Annotated in this window: 19 protein-coding genes; 17 read left to right on the top strand and 2 right to left on the bottom strand. The window is 72.6% G+C overall.

The annotated features are described in order from the left end of the window. Positions 1-42 precede the first annotated feature (42 nt). The 15 genes from HMPREF2863_RS08070 (at position 43) to HMPREF2863_RS08135 (ending at position 17,242) form a co-directional block, all read left to right on the top strand. Positions 43-3,183, top strand: a complete 3,141-nt coding sequence (locus tag HMPREF2863_RS08070; protein ID WP_070639336.1) for an FtsK/SpoIIIE family DNA translocase — start codon at positions 43-45, stop codon at positions 3,181-3,183. Next, positions 3,180-3,854, top strand: a complete 675-nt coding sequence (locus HMPREF2863_RS08075; RefSeq protein ID WP_088478000.1) for a CDP-alcohol phosphatidyltransferase family protein — start codon at positions 3,180-3,182, stop codon at positions 3,852-3,854. Before HMPREF2863_RS08070 ends, HMPREF2863_RS08075 begins: the two co-directional genes overlap by 4 nt. Positions 3,855-3,884: 30 nt before the next feature. Next, positions 3,885-4,436 (top strand): CinA family protein, encoded by a 552-nt coding sequence (locus HMPREF2863_RS08080; RefSeq protein ID WP_083315317.1) that lies wholly within the window; start codon positions 3,885-3,887, stop codon positions 4,434-4,436. A 119-nt stretch (positions 4,437-4,555) separates the two neighbouring features. Next, the gene (locus tag HMPREF2863_RS08085; RefSeq protein ID WP_088478002.1) at positions 4,556-5,746 is read left to right on the top strand and encodes a UbiA prenyltransferase family protein; all 1,191 of its coding nucleotides are present in this window, start codon (positions 4,556-4,558) and stop codon (positions 5,744-5,746) included. Positions 5,747-5,892: 146 nt separating this feature from the next. Continuing rightward, complete coding sequence (locus HMPREF2863_RS08090; protein WP_070639338.1) at positions 5,893-6,318, top strand: helix-turn-helix domain-containing protein; 426 nt, start codon at positions 5,893-5,895, stop codon at positions 6,316-6,318. Positions 6,319-6,490: 172 nt separating this feature from the next. Continuing rightward, positions 6,491-6,709, top strand: a complete 219-nt coding sequence (locus HMPREF2863_RS08095; RefSeq protein ID WP_070639340.1) for a DUF3046 domain-containing protein — start codon at positions 6,491-6,493, stop codon at positions 6,707-6,709. A 210-nt stretch (positions 6,710-6,919) separates the two neighbouring features. Next, on the top strand, positions 6,920-7,984 hold the full coding sequence (gene recA, locus HMPREF2863_RS08100; RefSeq protein ID WP_067189877.1) for a recombinase RecA: 1,065 nt from the start codon (positions 6,920-6,922) through the stop codon (positions 7,982-7,984). Positions 7,985-8,009: 25 nt separating this feature from the next. Next, positions 8,010-8,888 carry a regulatory protein RecX gene (locus tag HMPREF2863_RS08105; RefSeq protein ID WP_083315318.1) on the top strand — a complete coding sequence of 293 codons (879 nt, stop codon included), beginning with the start codon at positions 8,010-8,012 and terminating at the stop codon, positions 8,886-8,888. Between the two features lie 84 nt (positions 8,889-8,972). Continuing rightward, a complete protein-coding gene (gene miaB, locus HMPREF2863_RS08110) occupies positions 8,973-10,505 on the top strand; it encodes a tRNA (N6-isopentenyl adenosine(37)-C2)-methylthiotransferase MiaB (protein WP_070639342.1) in 1,533 nt (510 codons plus the stop codon). Beyond that, positions 10,505-11,428 carry a tRNA (adenosine(37)-N6)-dimethylallyltransferase MiaA gene (gene miaA, locus HMPREF2863_RS08115; protein ID WP_070639344.1) on the top strand — a complete coding sequence of 308 codons (924 nt, stop codon included), beginning with the start codon at positions 10,505-10,507 and terminating at the stop codon, positions 11,426-11,428. Before miaB ends, miaA begins: the two co-directional genes overlap by 1 nt. Before the next feature lie 151 nt (positions 11,429-11,579). Next, positions 11,580-12,755, top strand: coding sequence for a lysophospholipid acyltransferase family protein (locus HMPREF2863_RS08120; protein ID WP_070639346.1), 1,176 nt, complete (start codon positions 11,580-11,582; stop codon positions 12,753-12,755). Between the two features lie 73 nt (positions 12,756-12,828). Beyond that, positions 12,829-15,399: a PEP/pyruvate-binding domain-containing protein gene (locus HMPREF2863_RS08125; RefSeq protein ID WP_070639347.1), complete on the top strand. Its 2,571-nt coding sequence runs from the start codon at positions 12,829-12,831 to the stop codon at positions 15,397-15,399. 111 nt (positions 15,400-15,510) lie between these two features. Beyond that, entirely contained in the window at positions 15,511-16,440 is a 930-nt protein-coding gene (dapF, locus tag HMPREF2863_RS08130) for a diaminopimelate epimerase (RefSeq protein WP_070639349.1), read from the top strand. Positions 16,441-16,665: 225 nt separating this feature from the next. Then, the gene (locus tag HMPREF2863_RS11555; RefSeq protein ID WP_083315319.1) at positions 16,666-16,947 is read left to right on the top strand and encodes a type II toxin-antitoxin system RelE/ParE family toxin; all 282 of its coding nucleotides are present in this window, start codon (positions 16,666-16,668) and stop codon (positions 16,945-16,947) included. Then, positions 16,922-17,242 carry a HigA family addiction module antitoxin gene (locus tag HMPREF2863_RS08135; protein WP_070639351.1) on the top strand — a complete coding sequence of 107 codons (321 nt, stop codon included), beginning with the start codon at positions 16,922-16,924 and terminating at the stop codon, positions 17,240-17,242. The genes HMPREF2863_RS11555 and HMPREF2863_RS08135 overlap by 26 nt, the downstream gene beginning before the upstream one ends. A 133-nt stretch (positions 17,243-17,375) precedes the next feature. Here HMPREF2863_RS08135 and HMPREF2863_RS08140 read toward each other — a convergent pair whose 3' ends face one another. Beyond that, complete coding sequence (locus HMPREF2863_RS08140) at positions 17,376-18,011, bottom strand: class I SAM-dependent methyltransferase (RefSeq protein ID WP_070639386.1); 636 nt, start codon at positions 18,009-18,011, stop codon at positions 17,376-17,378. A gap of 409 nt (positions 18,012-18,420) precedes the next feature. Between HMPREF2863_RS08140 and hflX the strand changes: the two genes are divergently transcribed. Both hflX and HMPREF2863_RS08150 read left to right on the top strand, forming a co-directional pair. Next, complete coding sequence (gene hflX, locus HMPREF2863_RS08145; protein WP_070639353.1) at positions 18,421-20,040, top strand: GTPase HflX; 1,620 nt, start codon at positions 18,421-18,423, stop codon at positions 20,038-20,040. Continuing rightward, a complete protein-coding gene (locus tag HMPREF2863_RS08150; protein WP_070639355.1) occupies positions 20,040-22,124 on the top strand; it encodes an ATP-dependent DNA helicase in 2,085 nt (694 codons plus the stop codon). The genes hflX and HMPREF2863_RS08150 overlap by 1 nt, the downstream gene beginning before the upstream one ends. Positions 22,125-22,213: 89 nt before the next feature. On the opposite strand, the gene lexA is transcribed toward HMPREF2863_RS08150, so the two are convergent. Further along, positions 22,214-22,966 (bottom strand): transcriptional repressor LexA, encoded by a 753-nt coding sequence (gene lexA / locus HMPREF2863_RS08155; RefSeq protein ID WP_070639357.1) that lies wholly within the window; start codon positions 22,964-22,966, stop codon positions 22,214-22,216. Positions 22,967-23,082: the final 116 nt, after the last annotated feature.

The following is a 23,082-nucleotide window of genomic DNA, read 5'->3' on the forward strand; positions in this document are numbered from 1 at the left end:
CTCCTGGGACGCCGCGGGGCTTCGCGGTACCGTAGGAGTGATATGGCGACTCGTACTTCCCCCGCGCGCTCGTCGTCCTCCTCCACCCGTTCCCGCTCCGGCTCCGGCCGGTCCGGGGGCTCCACGCGAGGCAAGGGCGCGACCACCAAGACCACCGTCGACCTGGACCGGCCGCCGCTGCCGGTCCGGGTCCTCCACGCGATCTGGATGGCCCTGGCCACCCCGGTCGGCGCCGTCGTGCGCAAGCTCGGCCCGGACGTGCGCATCCCGCGCGAGGACCGCCGGGACGGCACCGGCTTCCTGCTCGTGCTCCTGGCGGCGCTCGTCGCCGCCGTCGAGTGGTGGGGCCTGCGGGACGTCACCGAGTTCGGCCGCATCGTCAACGCGGTGGTGGCCGGCACCGTCGGCTGGTTCGCCTTCCTCGTCCCCTTCGTCCTGGTGATCGTCGCCGTACGCTGCTTCCGCACGCCCACCGAGCACCGGACCAACGGACGCATCATCATCGGACTGCTGGTCGCCACGGTCGCAGGCTCCGGCATCGCCCATCTCGCCGGGGGACTGCCCTCGGCGGCCGAGTCCTTCGAGGACATGCTGCGCGCCGGCGGCATGGTCGGCTACCTCGCCACCAGCCCCCTGGCCTCCCTGCTGACGGCCGTCCCCGTGTGGGCGGTCATGATCGCTCTCGCGTTCTTCTCCATCCTCATCATCACGGCCACCCCGCTCGGGGCCATCGGCGAGCGTCTCCGCGCCGGCTACGCCTGGCTCACCGGGCAGGACCCGCAGGCCGCCGCCGAGGCCGCCCGCGAGCGCAAGGCCGCCCGTCGGGCCCGCCGCGAGGGCCACGCGGACGAGGACGGCACCGAGGGCTCTGAGGGTCGCACGCACCCGGACCACGACCAGTCCTACCTGGACTCCACCTCCCGCGCCGCCGACGCGCCGGCCCCGGCCCGGCGCCCCGGTCTGTTCGCCCGCCTGTTCGGCCGCGGCCGCCGGGCCGAGGAGCCCGTGGAGCCGGAGTACACGCAGACCCGCGCCTACGACTCGGCCCTCGTGGACGAGGAGGAGACCGCCGCCGTGCCCGCGGACGAGCAGCCCACCCAGGCGCTGTCCCGTCCGCTCGACGACACCGGCCGCCGCTCCGGCTCCCACGTCTTCGACGCCGCCGCGGACTTCCCTGAGGCCGAGGACGAGACCGCCGGCCCGGACACCGAGGAGCTGCCGGCCGTCCCGGCGGGCGTGAAGCGCCCGACCGCCGCGGACCGCGCCCTCGAGCAGGTCCGCGAGCACGCCCGTGCCCAGCAGGCTTCCCGCCCCGCGGAGGCGGACGCCTCCGCCCGCCCGGTGGCGAAGCATGCCGGCGAGGACTGGACCGACGCGCCCGGCGAGGCGGACGCGGACGGCAGGGGGCCGTCGTCGTCCGCGGATGCCGCCGGCGCCCCGGCCGTGCAGTCCGTCTCCACCCCGGAGCCGGTGCCGGCCGTGCCGTCCGTCCCGGCCAAGACCGAGCAGCTCGAGCTCGGCGGGGACGTGTCCTACACACTGCCCGAGTCCTCCCTGCTGCCGGCCGGACCGGCGCCGAAGGAGCGCTCGGAGTCCAACGACCGGATCGTGGAGGCGCTGACCACCTGCTTCCAGGAGTTCAAGGTGGACGCGAAGGTCACCGGGTTCTCCCGCGGCCCCACCGTGACCCGCTACGAGGTGCACGTCGCCCCGGGCACCAAGGTGGAGAAGGTCACCGCCCTGGAGAAGAACATCGCCTACGCGGTGGCGTCCTCTGATGTGCGCATCCTCAGCCCCATCCCGGGCAAGTCGGCGATCGGCATCGAGATCCCGAACACGGACAAGGAGGTCGTCGTCCTCGGCGACGTCCTGCGCTCGCAGGCCGCCCAGCGCAACGAGCACCCGATGATCATGGGCGTCGGCAAGGACGTGGAGGGCGGCTACGTGGTGGCCAACCTGGCGAAGATGCCGCACATGCTCGTCGCCGGCGCCACCGGTGCAGGCAAGTCCTCCTTCGTGAACTCGATGATCACCTCGATCCTCATGCGTGCCACCCCGGACGACGTCCGCATGGTCATGGTGGACCCGAAGCGCGTGGAGCTCACCGCCTACGAGGGCGTCCCGCACCTGGTGACCCCGATCATCACCAACCCGAAGAAGGCCGCCGAGGCCCTGCAGTGGGTGGTGAAGGAGATGGACACCCGCTACGACGACCTCGCCGCGTTCGGTTTCAAGCACATCGACGACTTCAACAAGGCCGTCCGCGCCGGGAAGGTCCAGTTGCCGCCGGACTCCAAGCGTCAGCTGCGCCCGTACCCGTATCTGCTGGTGATCGTGGACGAGCTCGCGGACCTGATGATGGTCGCCCCGCGTGACGTGGAGGACGCGATCGTGCGCATCACCCAGTTGGCCCGTGCCGCCGGCATCCATCTGGTGCTGGCCACCCAGCGGCCGTCCGTGGACGTGGTCACCGGCCTGATCAAGGCCAACGTGCCCTCCCGCATGGCGTTCGCCACCTCCTCGGTGACCGACTCCCGCGTGGTCCTGGACCAGCCCGGTGCCGAGAAGCTCCTCGGCCAGGGCGACGCCCTGTTCCTGCCCATGGGCAAGTCCAAGCCGATGCGTGTGCAGGGCGCCTGGGTCAACGAGTCCGAGATCCACGCCGTGGTGGAGCACGTGAAGTCCCAGATGCAGGTCCAGTACCGCGACGACGTGGTGCCGGAGAAGGCCGAGAAGGTCATCGACGAGGACATCGGAGACGACCTGGACCTGCTGCTGCAGGCGGTGGAGCTGGTGGTCACCACCCAGTTCGGCTCCACCTCCATGCTGCAGCGCAAGCTCCGCGTGGGCTTCGCCAAGGCAGGCCGCCTCATGGACCTCATGGAGTCCCGCGGCGTGGTGGGCCCGTCCGAGGGCTCCAAGGCCCGCGACGTGCTGGTCAAGCCGGACGAGTTGGCCGGTGTGCTCGCCACCATCAGCGGCGACGCCCCGCCGGAGCCTGCCCCCGCGCCGGCCGGCGAGGCCTCGTCCGGCGGTGCCGGCGCGGGTGCCGGAGCCGCCGGGGGCGACGGCGCCCGTGACCTGGTGGCCGAGGACCTGGACAATCGTCCTCAAGCCCAGCAGTGGCACGATGAGGACGACGCGGAGGGGTCTGAGGACGCATGGCAGCTGACCGGCCGATGAGCGGCTCTGTGAACGGTGCCGATGCGCCGACCCCGTCGGACGCCTCCGAGCAGGCGGCGGCCTCGCAGACCCCGCCTCAGCACTCCAACTGGAACCTGCCGAACGTGCTCACCGCGGTGCGCATCGTCATGGTCCCGTTCTTCGTGTGGGCGCTCTGGGCCGGCGGCCCGTGGGGCGAGAACTCCACCGCCGCCCGCTGGATCGCGTTCGTGCTCTTCGCCGCGGCGATGTACACGGACAAGCTGGACGGGGACATCGCCCGGGCCCGCGGGATCGTGACGGACTTCGGCAAGATCGCCGACCCCATCGCGGACAAGCTGCTCACCGGCGCCGCCCTGGTGGTCTTCTCCCTGCTCGGCGAGCTGTGGTGGTGGGTCACCGTCCTGTTCCTCGTGCGCGAATGGGGGATCACCCTGCTGCGCCTGGTGGTGATCAGGTACGGCGTCATGCCGGCCTCCAGGGGCGGAAAGCTCAAGACGGTGCTGCAGACCGCGGGCATCGGCTTCCTGTCCATGCCCCTGTTCGAGGTCCTCGGTTTCTGGTGGGCCTATGTCGGCTGGTTCTTCCTCGGCGCCGCGCTCGTGGTGACCGTGGTGACCGGCGTCGACTACGTCCGCCAGGCGGTGCTGCTGCGCCGCGAGGCCCTCGCCTCCGGGCGCGTGAACGGCTGAGTCCGGTGCCGGTGCCCTGAGGAGATCCACATGACGACGACGGCACAGCCCTCCGCCTTTCTCCTCGCCCTGGTCCGGGGGCTGAGGGAGCGGGGCCTGACCCTGGCCTGCGCCGAGTCCCTCACCGCCGGCCGCGTGGCGGCCGCCGTGGCCGACATTCCCGGGGCCTCGACCGTGCTGCAGGGCGGGGTGGTCGCCTACCAGAACCGCGTGAAGCACGAGGTGCTCGGCGTGGACGCGCAGGTGCTGGACACCCGCGGCGCCGTGGACCCGGAGACCGCCCGCCAGATGGCCGCCGGCGCGCGCCGCCTCGTCGGCGCGGACATCGGGGTCTCCACCACCGGCGTCGCCGGTCCGGAACCGCACCAGGGCAAGGCCGTGGGGACGGTCTGGGTGGGCCTGGCCGTCGGTGAGGAGCTGGCGGATCAGGCGGCCGTCGTCGTGGGCGAGGGCGGTGAGCCGCAGGCGGACGGGACGGTCACGGCGGCCCGGCTCCTCCAGCTGGACGGGGACCGCGAGGCGATCCGGGCCCAGTCCACGCAGGCCGCCCTGGCCATGGTGGCCGAGCTGCTCGGCCGCTGACGTGCGCGGACCCACGCCTGCCGCGCCGCCGGTTCGCCGCGGGCGGCCGGACACTCACAGCGGACCGACAGGCCCCGGTCCCTCGACGGGCCCGCCCCCACCGGCCGTACGGTGCTCCAGTGACCCCACGCGACACCGAGATCCCCTTGCACTGCCCGTCTGAGTCCGCTCCCGACGGCGGCGGCCGCCACGTGGTCGGGCTCGTCGCCGACCCAGGTCTGCCGTTGCGGCTGGCCGAGGACATGGCGCAGACCCTGCCGGAGGTGCTCTCCGCCCGGCTCGGGGACACGACCGACTGGGAGGTGCGCGTTGTGGAACGGGCGCTGCCGGTCTCGGCCGACGGCGGCATGATCCTGCCGGAGGCCATCCACGAGCTGGCCGATCAGCAGGGGTGGGACACCGTGGTGGCCGTCGTGGACCTGCCCCGCTTCGAGGATGGCCGTGGCGTGGTCGCGGACGTGGTGCCGGCCGAGCGCTGGGCCGTGGTCTGCGTGCCGGCGCTGGGTGTGCTTCGCACCCGCCATCGTCTGCGCGAGACCCTCGCGCGAGTGGTGGGCCACGTCCTGGGCGAGGAGCACGTCGGCGCGGCCGAGGACCTCGAGTTCGACGCGGACTCCGGCCGCGCCCGCACGGACCTCAGCGCGGGGCTGACCCCGCTGCCGCACACCGAGACGCGTGCCGAGACGGAGGGCCTGCTGCCGGACGGCACACGGTCAGGGACGGTGTTCGCCCGCGGGCTGCGCGGTCGACTGCGGCTGCTGTCGGGCATGGTCGCCGCCAACCGACCGCTGCAGATGCCGCGGTCGATGAGCTGGACACTGGCCTCGGCCGGGGCGGTCGGCGCCTACGGCATCTTCTTCGGCTCGATCTGGGTGCTGTCCAACGAGATGTCCATTGCCCGGCTGACCGCCGTCATGCTGGTCTCCCTCGCGCTGCTGGTGGTCTGGCTGATCACCGCGAACGGGATGTGGGCGCCCTCGGCGGGCAACAGGGGGCGGGCGGGCCTGGACAATGCGGCCACGCTGGTTACCGTGGGGGCCGCCGTTTGTGTGCTCTACGCGGGGCTGTTCCTCGGCCTGGCACTCGTGGCAGGGCTGATCATCCCGCAGGGCTACCTGGCGGCCGAGCTCGACGGCTCCGCCGGGGTGGGGGACTACGTGGCCCTGGCGTGGCTGGCCACGTCGATGGGCATGATCGCCGGCGCCGTGGGCTCCAGCTTCGACGATTCCGAGGCGATCCGCACGGCCACCTACTCCCGCCGTGAGCGGCGCCGCCGGGAGGCGGCCGAGGAACGCGCTCGAGCGGACTGAAGGTCACGGAACGGAAAAGTTCGCCCCGGCGGGAATGAACACCGAACCGGTGCGGTTGTCCTGAACGAGTCAAGAACAGAGGGCGCGATCGGACCGGGCGACCTCAGCGCTGTGGTCCAGGGAACGTCCAGGAGGTACCGATAGACATGATGAGGCACCCCATCCACGCCAACGGCATCACCCGCTGGGTCCAGGACGGACCGCAGGCTGAGGCCCACCAGACCCCCGCCGCCCCCGAGATCAAGGAGCGCTCCATGCCCACCCTCCGTCACGAGATCGGCGACGTCCTCCGCGACGTCCGCCAGCGCCAGGGCCGCACGCTCCGCGAGGTGTCGCACGACGCGCGCGTCTCCCTCGGCTACCTGTCCGAGGTGGAGCGCGGCCAGAAGGAGGCCTCCTCCGAGCTGCTGGCCTCGATCTGCGACGCACTCGACGTGCCGCTGTCCGCCATGCTCCGCGAGGTCTCGGACCGCATCGCCGAGCAGGAGGGCGTCATCGTCCCGGACACCGTGCCGGACGAGCTGACCGCAGACCTCGGCGGCTCCGGCCGTGTGGGCACCCTCGCCCACTGATCGTCGGATCCGCTGCTCCACGACGACGGGCGGTCGCCTTCACACGAAGGCGACCGCCCGTCGTCGCGTCACGGCGGCACGCCGCCGTGACATCATCGACACCGCACGCCCGGGCAGGGCGCGCTCCCGTGGCTCCGCGCCGCGGACCGAGAGACGATCCGAGAGGACCTGCATGCGCCGCAGCGAGTTCACCCGCCTCGTGGTCGAGGAGTTCGGCCCCGCCCGGGGGCCGGTGATCGTGGACACCTTGAACCTGCCCGGGCTCGACTGCACGGGCGCCGAGGCGTTGGCGAAGGGGGTGGACCCGCGGGACGTCTGGCGGGCGATCTGCGACCTGCAGGACGTGCCGGAGGAGCGCCGGCTCGGCCGGGACATCCCGCCGAAGGGGTGAGCGCCGGACACGCCGCACCGTATCGAACACATGTTCGAAGATGTGCGGTAGTGTCCTCCACAGCAGACCGAACGCGGGCTGCCGTCCACAGATCCGCCGGCGCGCCCTATCGTGTCGGCGCCCGTCCGTAGTGTCGTCCACGAGCGGATCGGACGGACCCGCGCCGGGCCCCGCGGCCCGGACCGAAGACCACACATCCAGAGGTGAAAGATGAGCACCGACACCGGCAACGACCGTCAGAAGGCCCTCGACGCCGCCCTGGCCCAGATCGACAAGCAGTTCGGCAAGGGCTCCGTGATGCGTCTGGGCGAGCAGTCCCAGACCCCGGTCGAGACCATCTCCACCGGCTCCGTCGCCCTGGACGTGGCCCTCGGCACCGGCGGCCTGCCCCGCGGCCGCGTCGTGGAGATCTACGGCCCGGAGTCCTCGGGCAAGACCACGGTCGCCCTGCATGCGGTGGCCAACGCCCAGCGCAACGGCGGCATCGCCGCGTTCATCGACGCCGAGCATGCGCTCGACCCGGTCTACGCCCGCAAGCTCGGCGTGGACACGGACGCCCTGCTGGTCTCCCAGCCGGACACCGGCGAGCAGGCCCTCGAGATCATGGACATGCTCGTCTCCTCGGGCTCCCTGGACATCATCGTCGTCGACTCCGTGGCCGCGCTCGTGCCGCGCGCCGAGATCGAGGGAGAGATGGGCGACTCCCACGTCGGCCTGCAGGCCCGCCTCATGTCCCAGGCGCTGCGCAAGATCACCGGCCGCCTGGCCCAATCCAAGACCACCGCGATCTTCATCAACCAGCTGCGCGAGAAGATCGGCGTGTTCTTCGGCTCGCCGGAGACCACCACCGGCGGCAAGGCCCTGAAGTTCTACGCCTCGGTCCGCATCGACGTGCGCCGCATCGAGACCCTCAAGGAGGCCGGCAACCCGGTCGGCAACCGCACCCGCGCCAAGATCGTGAAGAACAAGATGGCCCCGCCTTTCAAGCAGGCCGAGTTCGACATCCTCTACGGCGAGGGCATCTCCAAGGAGGGCGGCCTGATCGACATGGGCGTCGAGGAGGGCATCGTGCGCAAGTCTGGTGCCTGGTTCACCTATGACGGGGACCAGCTCGGCCAGGGCAAGGAGAATGCGCGCCGCTTCCTCAAGGACAACCCGGACCTGGCCCTCGAGATCGAGACCCGGATCCTCCAGAAGCTCGGCATTGTGCCGGACGAGGACGCCGAGGCGGAGGGCGAGGAGCCCGCGCTGACGGCCGTCCCGGACGCCGGCTGATCCGCCGCACCGCACGGATCAGCGCATGAGTGAGCGGCGAGGCCGCGGCAAGCCCCAGGGAGATCCTTCGTGGGGTGACGCCATCTGGATCGAGGCCCCTTCCGTGAAGGCCGCCCGAGAACGGGACGCCCGCCGCGGGGAAACCGGTGACGAGACGACGGCCGCGGACACCGAGTGCCTCGGGGAGGATCTGCCGGACGGCGTCGACCCCGATCGCCTCGCCGCGGCCCGCGCCCGCAGCGCTGCCCGGCGCGCCCGTGCGCAGGCCGAACGCGAGCACGTGGTGGGCTCTGGGTTGCCCGAGCCGCGCCGCAGCCGCCGCAGGACGAGCGCCGAGGCCGGCGGTGGCCCCCGCGGTCGCGGCAGCGGCAGACGCCGGGAGCCGGCGCCGCTGCCGTCCGACCCGGACGAGCTGCGCGAGCTGGCCCGGAACATCGCGCTGCGCCACCTCACGGGTGCGCCCCGTTCCCGCCACCAGCTCGAGGAGCGCCTGGCGGACCGCGGCATCCCGGAGGAGGTCGGCGCCGAGGTCCTGGACCGCATGGAGGCCGTCCGTCTGGTGGACGACGCCGCCTTCGCCGAGACCCTGGTGCGCTCCCGCCACCGCGGCCGCGGCCTGGCCCGCAGCGCCCTGCGCCGCGAGCTCAAGGAGAAGGGCGTGGACGGCGAGACCGCCGAGGAGGCCCTGGAGGCCGTCACCGGGGAGGACGAGCGCGCCGCTGCCGCGGAGCTCGTCGCCAAGAAGATCCGCACCCGTCCCGTGCCCACCGGCCCGGACCCGGAGTCCCGGGCCGAGCGGGACAGGCATGTGCGGCGGCTCGTCGCCATGCTCGGCCGCAAGGGCTACGCGCCCGGCCTGGCATTCTCGGTCGTCCGCGACGCCATCGACGCCCAGGACGGCTGAGGCCGGCCCTCTGAGGACCGCCGGCCGCGCACCCACGGTGCCGGGCCGCCGTCGGGAAGCCACGCGCCACTAGAATGACCTGCGATGACCACCACCGCTGACGCCCCGCAGACCCCCGCCGCGACCGCACCCATCGTGCCGGACAACACCGGCCGCACCTACGAGGTGCGCACCTTCGGCTGCCAGATGAACGTCCACGACTCCGAGCGCATCTCCGGCCTGCTCGAGTCCACCGGCTACAGGCCCGTCGCCGAGGGTGACCAGGCCGACCTGGTCGTCTTCAACACCTGCGCCGTGCGTGAGAACGCGGACAACCGTCTCTACGGCAACCTCGGCAACCTGCGGAACGTGAAGCAGGCCCACGAGGGCATGCAGATCGCCGTCGGCGGCTGCCTGGCCCAGAAGGACCAGGACGTGATCGTTCAGAAGGCGCCGTGGGTGGACGTGGTGTTCGGCACCCACAACATCGGCTCGCTGCCGACCCTGCTCGAGCGCGCCCGCCACAACCACCGTGCCGAGGTCGAGCTGCTCGAGGCCCTCGAGGTCTTCCCCTCCACGCTACCGACCAAGCGCGAGTCCACCCATTCGGCGTGGGTGTCCATCTCCGTGGGCTGCAACAACACGTGCACCTTCTGCATCGTCCCGTCCCTGCGCGGCAAGGAGAAGGACCGCCGTCCGGGCGAGATCCTGCAGGAGATCAAGGCGCTGGTGGCCGAGGGCATCGTGGAGGTGACCCTGCTCGGGCAGAACGTGAACACCTACGGCGTGGAGTTCGGAGACCGCGGAGCCTTCGCCAAGCTGCTGCGCGCCTGCGGCGAGATCGAGGGGCTGGAGCGGGTGCGCTTCACCTCCCCGCATCCGGCGTCCTTCACGGACGACGTCATCGACGCCATGGCCGAGACCCCCAACGTGATGCCGCAGCTGCACATGCCGCTGCAGTCCGGCTCGGACAAGGTCCTCAAGGACATGCGCCGGTCCTACCGGTCGAAGAAGTTCCTGGGGATCTTGGAGAAGGTCCGTGAGCGCATGCCGCACGCGGCCATCACCACGGACATCATCGTGGGCTTCCCCGGCGAGACCGACGAGGACTTCGAGGACACCCTGCGCGTGGTGGAGGCCTCCCGCTTCTCCTCGGCGTTCACCTTCCAGTACTCCATCCGCCCCGGCACCCCCGCCGGCGAGATGGAGGACCAGGTGCCCAAGCAGAAGGTGCAGGAGCGCTTCGAGCGCCTCGTGAAGCTGCAGGACCGCATCTCCGCCGAGGAGATGAAGACCCTCGTGGGCACCCGCCAGGAGCTGATGGTCACCGAGCAGTCCGGCTCCAAGGCCGGGGAGACCGGCCGCCTGGCCGGCCGTGCCCCGGACCACCGGCTGGTGCACTTCTCGGTGCCCGCCGGCTGTGAGACCCCGCGCCCGGGCGACTTCGTGACCGTCACCGTCACGGACGCCGCCGCGTTCTTCGCCATCGCGGACCCGACCGCCGAGGACTACCAGGTCCGCCGCAGCCGGGCCGGCGATGCCTGGGACCGCGCGCAGGCCGAGTCCTGCGGCGTGCCCACCCCGGGCGCCGGCGGCGCCACCAGCCTCGGCATGCCGTCGCTGCGTCCGCGCTCCTGATGTCCTCCGGCACCCAGGCGAGCCGGCAGCGCCCGGTGATCGCCGTCGTCGGGGCCACGGCCACCGGCAAGTCGGCACTGGCCGTGACGCTGGCACAGCGCCTGGACGGGGAGGTCGTCAACGCGGACGCCCTGCAGTTCTACCGGGGCATGGACATCGGCACCGCCAAGACCATGCCGGCCGAGCAGCAGGGGGTGCCGCACCACCTGCTGGACGTCCTGGACGTCACCGAGGAGGCCTCCGTGGCCGCGTTCCAGAGGCAGGCACGGGAGCTGTTCGCGCAGATCCGCCGGCGGGACAGGACCCCGATCCTCGTGGGCGGTTCGGGCCTCTACGTCCGCGCCGCCCTGGACGTGCTGGAGTTCCCGCCCACCGATCCCGCGGTGCGTGCCGAGGTGGAGGCCGAGCTGGCCGAGCGCGGCGCCGCCGCCCTGCGGGCCGAGCTCGCCGCGGTGGATGCGGCCTCCGCGCAGAACGTGAGGGACGAGCGGCGCCTGGTGCGCGCCCTGGAGGTCCACCGCATCACCGGCCGCCCCTTCAGTGCGTTCATGCCACAGCGGCAGACCCGCCCGGACGTCGCGCCGGCGGTGCAGATCGGCCTGCGGATCGACCGGGCCGTGCTGCACGAGCGCATCGCCGCCCGCGTCCACGCCATGGTGGACGCCGGGCTCGCCGAGGAGGTCCGCCGCCTGGAGGCCGCCGGGCTGCGGGAGGGCAAGACGGCGTCGCGGGCCATCGGCTACGCCCCGTTCCTGGCCGTCCAGGACGGGGAGTTCACCGAGGCCGAGGCGATCGAGCAGACCATCGTGGCCACCCGCCGCTTCGCCCGCCGCCAGGAGACCTGGTTCCGCGCCGACCCGCGCGTGCACTGGGTGGAGGCGCTGGCCGAGGACGTGGTGGAGCAGGCGCTGGCGGTGCTCTGACTCGTCGCGGGACTGAGCTCGTGCCCCGGGCGTCCTCTCCTGCACAGCCGCCCTTCGCTCTGAGCGCATCCCCGGAGCGCTCCCTGCGGTGGCGCCGCTCACACAGGCGCCGCTACGGTGCTGGAAAGCAGAGGGAAGGAGCGGAAGCGTCATGGCCTTCAGCACACCGAAGCCCGGCAGCGCCCCCAGCGCATGGCACCGCGGCCTGGTGACGACGCTCGGCACGGTCGCCTTCGGCCGGCCCCGGATCCTGGGAGAGGTCCGCCCTGCCCGTGCCCTGCGCCGCGGCCCGCGCGGCTCGCGCCGCTCGCGCAGCACCCGGCCCACCGACGACGGCCACCGTCCCCGCCTCTACCTCGCCAGCCACCGCAATGGCGCCATCGACGGCTGCGCCCTGGCCTCCGCCGCCCCCGGCGCGCAGTTCCTCGTCTCGGCCCAGCTGCTGCGCCATCCGCTGCTGCGCCTGCTGTTCACCGGCATCCCCGTGGTGCGACCGAAGGACGTGGAGCGCTACGGCATGGACCCGGCCGAGGTCGCGGACCCGGTGACCGCCGGGGTGCGCCACCTGGCCGCCGGGGGAGACCTCGTGGTCCTGCCCGAGGGCACCTCCGAGTGGTCGCACGCCCCGCAGCCGTACCGGAAGGGCGCCGCCCGGATCCTCGCCGCCTGCCGCGCCCAGGGCGTGGACGTGGAGGTCGTCCCGGTGGGCCTGTTCTACTCCGCCCCGGACCGCTACCGCTCCCGCGTGGAGGTCCTCCTCGGGGACCCTGTCCCGCTTCCCGACGACGGCACCTCGGCGTCCGATGCCGCCTCACCTGGGCCGTCGCGCGCCCCGGTGCCCGGCGCCGGCGGAGCGCCTGACCCCGCCGAGGTCGACCGCATCCACCAGGTGCTGTCCACAGCCTTGGACGCGGTGTCCGTGGACTGCCCGGACGATCAGTCCTTCCACGCCGTCCTCACGGCCGCCGGCGCCGACGCCCGCGCCGCAGAGGGCTTCACCGAGTCCTTCCTGCACCATCAGCGTCAGGCTCGCGCCGGCCGCCCGCCGCTGCCCGGAGCCCCGGCGCCGCGCTGGCCGCGGCTGCTCGGCCTGACCCTGCAGGCTCCGATCGCCCCGGTCCTGCTCACCGCCTGGGCGGTGGGGAAGAAGGCGGACGCCGTGAACACCGTCAGCTTCTTCCGTGTGCTCGGCGGCACGGCCGCCGCCCTGCTGTGGGCCCCCGTGCTCGCCGGGCTCACCGTGGCCAAGCCCGCCGCAGGTGCCGCGGCGCTGGCCTCGAGCGCCGCCGGGTGGGCACTGCTCGGTGTGAACCGCTGGCGGCTGTAGCCCCGGGTCTGCCCGCCACCTCGTCCCGACCGTTCCTCAACCAGACGCCCGACCCGCCACCAGGAGAGACGCCATGGCCCTGATCATCGACTTCCACCACGAGGACGCCGCCGAGCTGGCCGTGTCCGGAGGCAAGGGCGCGTCCCTGGCCCGGACGGCCCGTGCGCTGCCGGTGCCGCCGGGGCTGATTGTCACCGCCGAGGCCTACCGGGACCTGGTGAAGGACATCGCACCGGACCTGCGGGCGGTCCTGGCCCGCCTGGACGCCGGCGAGACCGACGTGGACACCGCCGCCGCCGAAGCCCAGGAGCTGATCCTGGCCGCCGAGGTCCCGGAGGCCTGGCGCAGCCGGCTCGCCGCGCTGATGGAGCAGTCGGGGCTGGCGGACCACGCGGTGGCGGTGCGGTCCTCCGGCACCATGGAGGACCTGCCCGGCGCCGCCTTCGCCGGCCAGCACGACACCCACCTGGGCGTGCGCGGCGTGGAGGACGTGCTGGCGAAGGTGCTGGCCTGCCACGCCTCGCTCTGGAACGCCCATGCCATGCGGTACCGGCAGCGGCTCGGGGTGGACCATCTCGAGGCGGCCATGGCCGTCGTCGTGCAGCAGATGGTGGAGGTGGGCGCCGAGGAGGCGGCCGGCGTCGCCTTCTCCGTGGATCCGGTGCGCGGGCAGATGGGACACGTGCTGATCAACGCGGCCTTCGGCCTGGGCGAGACGGTCGTCGGGGGAGAAGAGCCGGTGGACGAGTACATCGTCGCCCGCCACGGGCACGAGCAGGTGGCCGAGACGATCGCGGAGAAGCCCCACGCCCTCGTCTCCCTGCCCGGCGGCGGCACGAAGGAGGTGGACCTCTTCGCCGAACACGGGGCCCGCCCGGCCCTCACCGAGGACCAGCGTGCCGAGGTCGCGGACCTGGCCGTGGCCGCCGAGGTGCACGCCGGGTTCCCGCAGGACATCGAATGGGCGTACTCGCAGGGGCGGCTGTTCCTGCTGCAGTCCCGCCCCGTCACCCGCGTGGCCGCCCGGCTCACCCGGGACGAGTCCGCGGAGCGGTTCCCCACGCCGATCGCCCCGCTGACCTGGGACCTGGTGGAGGACGGCTTCCACCGCTCCCTGAACCACTCCTTCGACCTCATGGGCCTGCCGCCGTTCGACGACAAGTGGTTCGTGATGAAGGACTCCTGGATCTACGGCAACCAGACCGCCGTGGAGCTCTACGCGGACCGGCTGCCGCTGCGCATGCTCACGGACGCCGAGTCCCTCGAGGCCGCCATCCCGGAGATCATCCGCGACTACTCCTGGGTGCAGCAGCTGCCCCTGCAGTGGGCCCGGGACCTGGACACCTACCTGCTCGCCCTCGGCCGGCTCGACGCCGTGGACCCGGACGCACTGGACCTGCCGGCCCGCTGGGAGCACGTCAAGGCCATCGCCGCCGCCGGCAACGCCTACTTCCTGCCGAACATCGCCATCTCCCTGACCCAGCGCACCCTCTACGGCGCCCTGCAGCGCATGCTGTCCATGGCGCTGAGCACGGAGCAGGCGCAGCAGGTGTTCGAGCAGCTCCTCTCCGCCACGGACACCAAGACCGGTCAGGTCAACGCCGAGCTGTGGGAGCTCTCCCGCACCCTGCGCGCCACCCCGGAGCTGCTGGACGCGCTCGCCGTTGACGGTGCGGCCGCCGTGGTGGACCGCCTCGAGACGTGGCCGGAGTTCGCCGCTGCCTTCACGCGGTTCCTGCAGCGGCACGGCCACCGTGAGCTCGACTTCGACGCCTACCACCCCACCTGGGTGGAGGCCCCGCACATCGTCCTGGACCAGATCCGCCTCATGGCCGACCGCGAGGACGAGGACCACGCCGCCGCGGACCGGCGGGCGAAGGTCACCGCCATGGAGACCGAGCTGGCCGTGCTGGCCGAGGTCCCGGACCCGCTGCGCTACCTGGTGCAGGAGGTCATCCGCCTGGCCCGTGAGTACACCGCCCTGGACGACCTCGAGCACTACCAGACCACCCGCATGAGTCCGATCCTGCGCCGCGCCGTCCGCTCCCTCGGCGCCGGCCTGGTGGACGAGGGCGTGCTCAGCGACCCCATGGACGCGTTCTTCCTGCCGGTCGCGGACCTGGACGCCGCCTTCGGCGTCACCGGCGAGGGGCACGACGACGGCCACACGCCCTCGGACGGCGAGGGCGCCGCCGTCGGGAAGCAGGATCTGGCGCCGCTGACGGCGGTGGCCGCCGAACACAAGGCGGCCTACGAGGCCGCGTGCGCGGGCACCCCGGACTGGGTGTGGGGCGAGTCGGAGGCCGAGCAGGTCGACGGCGACGCGCTGGTGGGCGCCGCGGGCAGCCCGGGCTCGGTGGAGGGGGAGGTGTTCCTGGTGCACGGGCCGGAGGACTTCGCGTCCTTCCTGTCCGGGGCGATCCTCGTGGCCCGCACGACCAACCCGGCCTGGACCGCGCTGTTCTACCAGGCCTCCGGGGTGATCACGGAGTCCGGCGGCGCCCTCTCCCACGGCGCGGTGACCGCGCGCGAGCTCGGGCTGCCGGCCGTCATGGCGATCCGCGGCGTGATGCAGCGGCTGGAGAACGGGCAGAAGGTGCGCGTGGACGGCTCCGCCGGGACGGTCTCGCTGCTTCAGGAGTGAGGGCCGGGACCAGGGCCGGCGGCGGGCGGGGACATCCCGAGCCGACGGCCGACGGGGACATCCCGAGCCGGCGGCCGTCCCGGGCCGGCTGCGGCCCCTAGACTGGGCGGCATGAGCAAGCACCGTGCCGCCCTCGACGCCCTGTCCGGACTGACCTTCGCCAAGGGGCACGGCACCGGGAACGACTTCGTCCTGATCGCCGACCCGGACGGCACCGTGGCCCTTGAGGCCGAGAAGGTGGCCGCGCTGGCCGACCGCCACCACGGCATCGGCGGCGACGGCGTCATCCGTGCGGTGCCCTCGAAGCACCTCGCCGAGGGGCAGGCTCTGCTGGCCGAGCATCCGGACGCCGAGTGGTTCATGGACTACCGCAACGCGGACGGCTCCGTGTCCGAGATGTGCGGCAACGGGGTGCGCGTGTTCGTGCACTTCCTGGTGTCCGAGCAGCTCGTGCCCCTCGAGCCGGGGCAGACCCTGGCGATCGGCACCCGCGCCGGCGTCAAGCACGTGACCCGCCTGGACCACGGCTACGCCATCGACATGGGTCCGTGGAGCTACATCGACCCGGAGCTGGCGCAGGAAGCGGCGTCGGACTCCGTGGTGGAGGCCGCGGGCCTGCAGGATCCCCGTCCGGCGCTGAGCATCTCCATGGGCAATCCGCACACCGTGGTGCCCGTGCAGTCCTTCGAGGACCTGGCCGAGCTGGACCTGACCCGTGCCCCGCACGTGGAGCCGGCCCCGGAGAACGGCACCAACGTGGAGTTCGTGGCCGCCTTCGAGCCGATGATCCGCGACGGCGTCGGCCGGGTGAAGATGCGTGTGCACGAGCGCGGAGTGGGGGAGACCCGGTCCTGCGGCACGGGCGCCTGCGCCGCCGCCACCGCGATGCGCGCCTGGGCCGGCACCGAAGGCTGCGACTCCTGGCTCGTGGAGGTCCCCGGCGGCCTGCTGGCCGTCGACTTCCTCGCCCACGCCGACGGCACCGAGCACGTGGTCCTCGCCGGCCCGGCCGAACTGGTCTTCCGCGGCACCCTCGGCTGAACCCCTGGCACTTTCGTTCGGGAAACGGTCGAGTTCCAGGGTGCTTTCGTTCGTGAAACCGTCGCGTTCCGGGGCACTTTCGTTCGGAAGAACGTCGGGTTCGTCGTGCAGCCAACCCGACGCTCCTGCGACCGCCCGGCTGTGGGGCAGCGGGGCCGTCGCGCAGACGGGGAAGGTTTTCCACACCCGACCCATCCATGACGCGGAGCGTTATACTCTGAGTGCATGATCAGATCGTTCGGAAGCAAGGACACCGAGCGCATCTGGCACGGGGCCTACGTGAAGCGCATCGATCGAACGGTGCAGCGCGCGACCCTGAGGAAGTTGGAGATGATCAACGCCGCTCATGTGGTGGACGACCTTCGAATTCCACCGGGGAATCGCCTGGAACAGCTCGTCGGCGACCGACGTGGTCAGTACAGCGTCCGTGTCAATGCGCAGTGGCGGCTCTGCTTCGTCTGGACTGAAGGAGGAGCGGAGGATGTCGAACTCGTCGACTGCCACTGACCGGGACCTGCTCGAGCCCGTCCATCCGGGCGAGATCCTCCTGGTGGACTTCATCCAGGGCTTCGACCTGTCGCAGAACCGTGTGGCAGTCGCCCTGGGCGTCCCGCCGCGCCGCATCAACGAGATCGTCCTCGGCAAGCGCGGCATCACCGCCGACACCGCCATTCGACTGGCGCGCTACTTCGGTACGTCGGAGGAGTTCTGGATGAACCTTCAGGCCAATTACGAGCTGCGCATGCAGCACCGGGTGCTCGAGGGGAAGCTCGAGGAGATCCAGCCCCTGCAGGTCGCTTGAACCCTCGGCGCCTCCCGCCCCGTCGGTGCTCGGTCTCTTCGTCGAGTGCAGGTGTTCCGAGACTCGACGCTCTCCCGAACGAAAGCGCTCTGGAACTCGACCGTTTCCCGAACGAAAACGGTCCGGGCGGGGATCAGCTCTGCCGGGCGACCTTCAGGATCCGGAAGCCCTTCACGGTGTCCGCGCGCTCGGCGGTGAACTCGCTGGGCGCCCGCTGCTGGAGCATCGTGCGAATCCACGGCAGCAGCGAGTCCGCCCCGAGGTTCTTCTGCACCACCAGCCACGCCTCGCCGCTCGGGTTCAGCGCCGGCAGCCACCGCTGCAGCAGCGCGTGCAGGGCCGGCTTGCCGATGCGGATCGGCGGGTTGGACCAGATCAGGTCGAACCCGGCGTCCTCGGGCACCTCCTCCGGGCGCACCGCGGTCACGTTCGCCGCGCCCACGGCCTCGGCGTTGTCCCGGCACAGGGCGATCGAGCGCTCGTTGACCTCCACCGCGGTCACCTGCGCGCCCGGGGACTGCATCGCCATGGTCAGCGCGATCGGGCCCCAGCCGGCACCCACGTCCAGGAACGCGCCCTCGGCCGGCGGCTCCGGCACCACGGCGAGCAGCGCGCGGGTGCCCTTGTCGATCCCCTCGGGGGAGAAGATCCCGTTGGCGGTCTGTACGCACACCTCGCGTCCGGCCAGCTCGACGCTGATCGTGCGGCGGCGTTCCGGGGTGTCCGGCTCGGAGGAGAAGTAGTGGGCGCTGTCGGTCACGGCCACGATCGTACCGGCGCCCGTCCCGCCGCCTCCTTCCCACCCCGGTTCCGCCCGCGGCGGACGCCCCGTGCACATCCGCCGCTCGGTTCTGTAGGCTGTCCCGCATGTTCCTGATGTACATCTGAGCCCACCGGCTCGAGCACCGCTCGCCGACAGCTCCGCCTCCGCCCGCACCGTGAGTGCCCCTGTGGCGCGCCCCGCGCGCCCGAATCCGGAGGCGACCAGGAACCCGCCCTGCCGTGGCAGACCCACCCGACAGTCCGTCGTCGTGGATCCCCTCCTGCACAGGGTGCGCCCGTCCCCAGCATGTCGCCCACGCGGTCCACCGCAGAGACCACCCACTACGCTTGAGACCCGGGCCCGCCGGCGCCCGCGCGGCACCGATGCCGCCGCCCCGGCCGGCCCAGAGGAGACCATGACCCAAAAGAACAGCCACACCCCGGACGTCGACCCCCAGCAGCCGGGGGATGACGACATCCAGGCCGTCATCGACCGCATCCTCGCCACCCACGGCGGCGCTCAGGACCAGACCCACGACGACGGCCGCTCGCCGGCGGCCGCCGACCTCGCCGCCGAGGACGGCCCGGCAGAGCGTGGCTCCGCCCTGTCCGGCCGGGCGCTCGCGCTCGACGACGGCGGCCATGGGCACACCGGCTACGACGGCGACCAGGACGAGCTCGCCGAGCGCAACGCCCTGCGCCGCGTCGCCGGGCTGTCCACCGAGCTCGAGGACATGTCCGAGGTCGAGTACCGCCAGCTCCGCCTGGAACGGGTGGTGCTCGCCGGCGTCTGGAGCGAGGGCACCGCCGAGGACGCCGAGAACTCGCTGCGCGAGCTCGCCGCGCTCGCCGAGACCGCCGGCTCCGAGGTCCTGGACGGCGTCATCCAGCGCCGCCACACCCCGGACCCGGCCACCTACCTCGGCAAGGGCAAGGCCCAGGAGCTGCGGGAGATCGTCGCCATGACCGGCGCGGACACCGTGGTGGTGGACTCCGAGATCGCCCCGTCCCAGCGCCGTGCCCTCGAGGACCTGGTGCGCGTGAAGGTCATCGACCGCACCGCCCTGATCCTGGACATCTTCGCCCAGCACGCGAAGTCGCGCGAGGGCCGCGCCCAGGTGGAGCTGGCCCAGCTCGAGTACCTGCTGCCGCGCCTGCGCGGCTGGGGAGAGTCCATGTCCCGCCAGGCCGGCGGCCGCGCCGCCGGCGGCGAGGGCATCGGCTCCCGCGGCCCCGGAGAGACCAAGATCGAGCTGGACCGCCGCCGCATCCGCACCCGGATGGCCAAGCTGAAGAAGGACATCGCGGGCATGAAGCCGGCCCGCGAGGCCAAGCGCGCCAACCGCCGCCGCAACAGGGTGCCCTCCGTGGCGATCGCCGGCTACACCAACGCCGGCAAGTCCTCCCTGCTCAACCGCCTCACCAAGGCGGGCGTGCTCGTGGAGAACGCCTTGTTCGCCACCCTGGACCCGACCGTCCGCAAGGCGGTCACCCCGGACGGGATCGGCTACACCCTCTCGGACACCGTGGGCTTCGTGCGCAACCTGCCCACCCAGCTGGTGGAGGCCTTCCGCTCCACCCTGGAGGAGGTCACGGACTCGGACGTGATCCTCCATGTGGTGGACGCCGCCCACCCGGACCCGGAAGGGCAGATCGCCGCCGTGCGCGGGGTGCTCGCCGAGGTGGACGCGCAGAAGATCCCGGAGATCATCGTCCTGAACAAGGCGGACGCGGCAGATCCGGCCGTGATCGCCCGCATCCGCGCCAAGGAGCCGCACACCGCGGTGGTCTCCGCACGCACCGGCGAGGGCATCGAGGCGCTGGAGCAGCTGATCGCGGACACCATCCCGCGGCCGAACGTGCCCATGGAGGTGCTCATCCCCTTCACCCACGGCGAGCTCGTCTCCCGCCTGCACTCCCCGGACGCGGAGATCCTCTCCGAGACCTATGAGGAGGGCGGCACCCGCATGCACGTGCTCGTCCGGCCGGATGTGGCCGGGGAGATCGAGGCCTACCGCGTGGACCGGCAGGACTGATGGGGACGCAGCAGAGCACCCCGCGCACGGACCGCGAGCGCGAGGCCCTCGCGCTGCTGGACGCCGCCGTGGAGGCCACCGGCGGCCAGCACCGCGAGGGCCAGCGGGAGATGGTCCTGCAGGTCGCCCGGTCCCTGGAGTCCCGGCGGCACCTGCTGGTGCAGGCCGGCACCGGCACCGGCAAGTCCCTGGCCTACCTCATCCCGGCGCTGCAGCACGCCATGGAGCAGGAGGACCCCGTGGTGGTGGCCACCGCGACCCTCGCCCTCCAGGCGCAGATCATGCGCCGGGACGCGCCCCGGCTGATCGAGGCCCTCAGGGACGAGCTCCCGCGCGAGCCGGTGGTGGCCCTGGTGAAGGGCCGCTCCAACTACCTGTGCCGACACAAGGTGGACGGCGGCTACCCCGGGGACGAGGACGCCGAGACCCTCTTCACCGTGGCGGACGACGGCGGCATGCTCTCCACCGAGGCGGACGACGAGTCCGGTCCCACCACCTCCCTCGGGCGCGAGGTCGTGTACCTGCGCACGTGGGCCGAGCAGACGGAGACCGGTGACCGGGACGACCTCGAGGTCCCCGTCACGGACCGCGCCTGGCGGCAGGTCTCGGTCTCCGCGACCGACTGCCTCGGCGCCTCCAAGTGCCCCGTGGCCGAAGAATGCTTCTCCGAGCGCGCCCGCGCCAACGCCGCCGACGCGGACGTGGTGGTCACCAACCACGCGATGCTCGCGATCTCCGCTTTCGAGGGCCTGGCCGTGCTGCCGGAGTACTCGGCGGTGATCGTGGACGAGGCCCATGAGCTGCAGGACCGGGTCACCGGCGCGGTCACCGGGCAGCTGTCCGGCTCGATCGTGCTGGGAGCGGCCACGTCGTTGCGCCGCCACGGCACCGTGGCCGTGGAGGACCTCGTCTCCGCCGCAGCGAGCCTGGACGCCGCCTTCACCCCCTGCCCCTCCGGGCTGCTGGCCACCGGCCTGGACGACGCGCAGGAGACCGCGCTCAACGCCGTGCTCGCCGCCGTCCGGCAGTGCCTGTCCGACCTCGGCACCGGCAAGGAGACCGAGACCGACGGCGGCCGTCAGATGGCCCGGGCCCGCGCTCTGGACGTGCTCGAGGTGACCGAGCGGATGCTCGCCGCACGGCCCGAGGCCGACTTCCCGGAGGTCGTCTGGGCCACCCGTCCCGGCCACTTCGAGCCCGGAGTCGGCTGGCAGCCCGGCAACGAGGAGGACCCGCCCCAGCTCTACGTGGCCCCGCTCTCGGTGGCCGGCAAGCTGCGCGAGGGGCTGTTCGGCGCCGCCACCACTGTGCTCACCTCCGCCACCCTGACCGTGGGCACGGGCGAGCGCCGCTTCGACTCCGTGGCCGGGGACGTGGGCCTGGCCGGACCAGACGCGCCGAGGTTCACGGTCGCGGACGTCGGCAGTCCCTTCGACTATCCGCGGCAGGGGGTGCTCTACGTGGCTCGCCACCTTCCTAAGCCGGGCCGCTTCGCCTCCGAGGAGTCCCTGGACGAGCTCGAGCGGCTCATCACCGCCTCCCGCGGCGGGGCGCTGGGCCTGTTCTCCTCCCGCCGGGCCGCCGAGGACGCCGCCGAGGCCATGCGCCGCCGGTGCGGGAAGGACATCGAGATCCTCTGCCAGGGCGACGCCACCCTCTCCGCGCTGGTCAAGCAGTTCGCCGAGGAGCCGGATACCTGCCTGTTCGGCACCATGAGCCTCTGGCAGGGCGTGGACGTCCCGGGCCCCTCGCTGCGCCTGGTGGTGATCGACCGCATCCCGTTCCCACGTCCGGACGACCCGCTCTCCCTGGCCCGCACCCGTGCGATCAGCAGCCACGGCGGCAACGGGTTCATGGCGGTCTCCGCCACCCACGCCGCCATCCGCCTGGCCCAGGGCGCCGGCCGTCTCATCCGCTCCGTGCAAGACAGGGGCGTGGTGGCCGTGCTCGACTCCCGTCTGGCCACCGCCCGCTACGGCGGCTTCCTCGCCTCGGCCCTGCCGGACTTCTGGCGCACCACGGACCCGACGGTGGTGGAAGGCGTCCTCGGCCGCCTCGCCGCGTCCGTGGATCAGGACGGCTGACGCCGCCTTCCCGACGACGGCTCCTCACCTGCACGAAGCCCCTCACCCGGATTCCGGGTGAGAGGCTTCGTGGCGCCGGGCGGTGCGGCTCAGAGGGCGCGGAGCACGGTGACGACGCGGCCCATGATCGTGGCGTGGTCTCCCAGGATCGGCTCGTAGGCGGTGTTCTGCGGCAGCAGCCAGGTGTGGCCGTCGCGCTGGCGGAAGGTCTTCACGGTGGCCTCGTCGTCCAGCAGGGCGGCGACGATGTCCCCGTTCACGGCGGTGTTCTGGCGGCGGACCACCACCCAGTCGCCGTCGCAGATGGCGGCGTCCACCATCGAGTCGCCGGAGACCTTGAGCATGAACAGCTCGCCCTCGCCGGTGAGGCGGCGGGGCAGTGCCATGACGTCCTCGACCTGCTGGTCGGCGAGGATCGGCCCACCGGCGGCGATGCGGCCGACCCACGGCACGGGGACGGAGTCTCCCTCCTCCGTGCCGGTGTGCCACGTGGGCAGCGCCGAGACCACGGCGTCGCCGTCGGCGGACGTCGCGCCGGCTGCGGCCTCACCGGCGGCCTCGCCGGAGGCGGCCAGGAGTGTCCCGTCCTCGTCCCGCAGCACCTCGAGGGCACGGGGGCGGCCCGGGTGGCGGCGCAGGTAGCCGAACTGTTCGAGGCGGGTGAGCTGGTGCTTCACGGAGGAGAGTGAGCCCAGGCCGGCGGCGTCGCCGATCTCGCGCATGGACGGCGGGTAGCCGTGCTCGGCGATGGACGCGCGGATCGTCTCCACGATCGCGCGCTGGCGCGGCGTGAGGGTCTGCGGCGTCCCGGTGGGGTGCTCAGGGGGCTGAGGAGTGGCCATGGCGGTCCGTTCCTGCTCGGCGGCGTCGGCGGTGTTCCCTATCGTGTCCGCCCCTCGTGGTCTGCTGTCCGGCGTCACCTGGAGAGGGTCGTCCACGGGCGGAACCCGTGGCTCGA

It is taken from the genome of Micrococcus sp. HMSC067E09, assembly GCF_001812555.1.
GTDB lineage: Bacteria > Actinomycetota > Actinomycetes > Actinomycetales > Micrococcaceae > Micrococcus > Micrococcus lylae.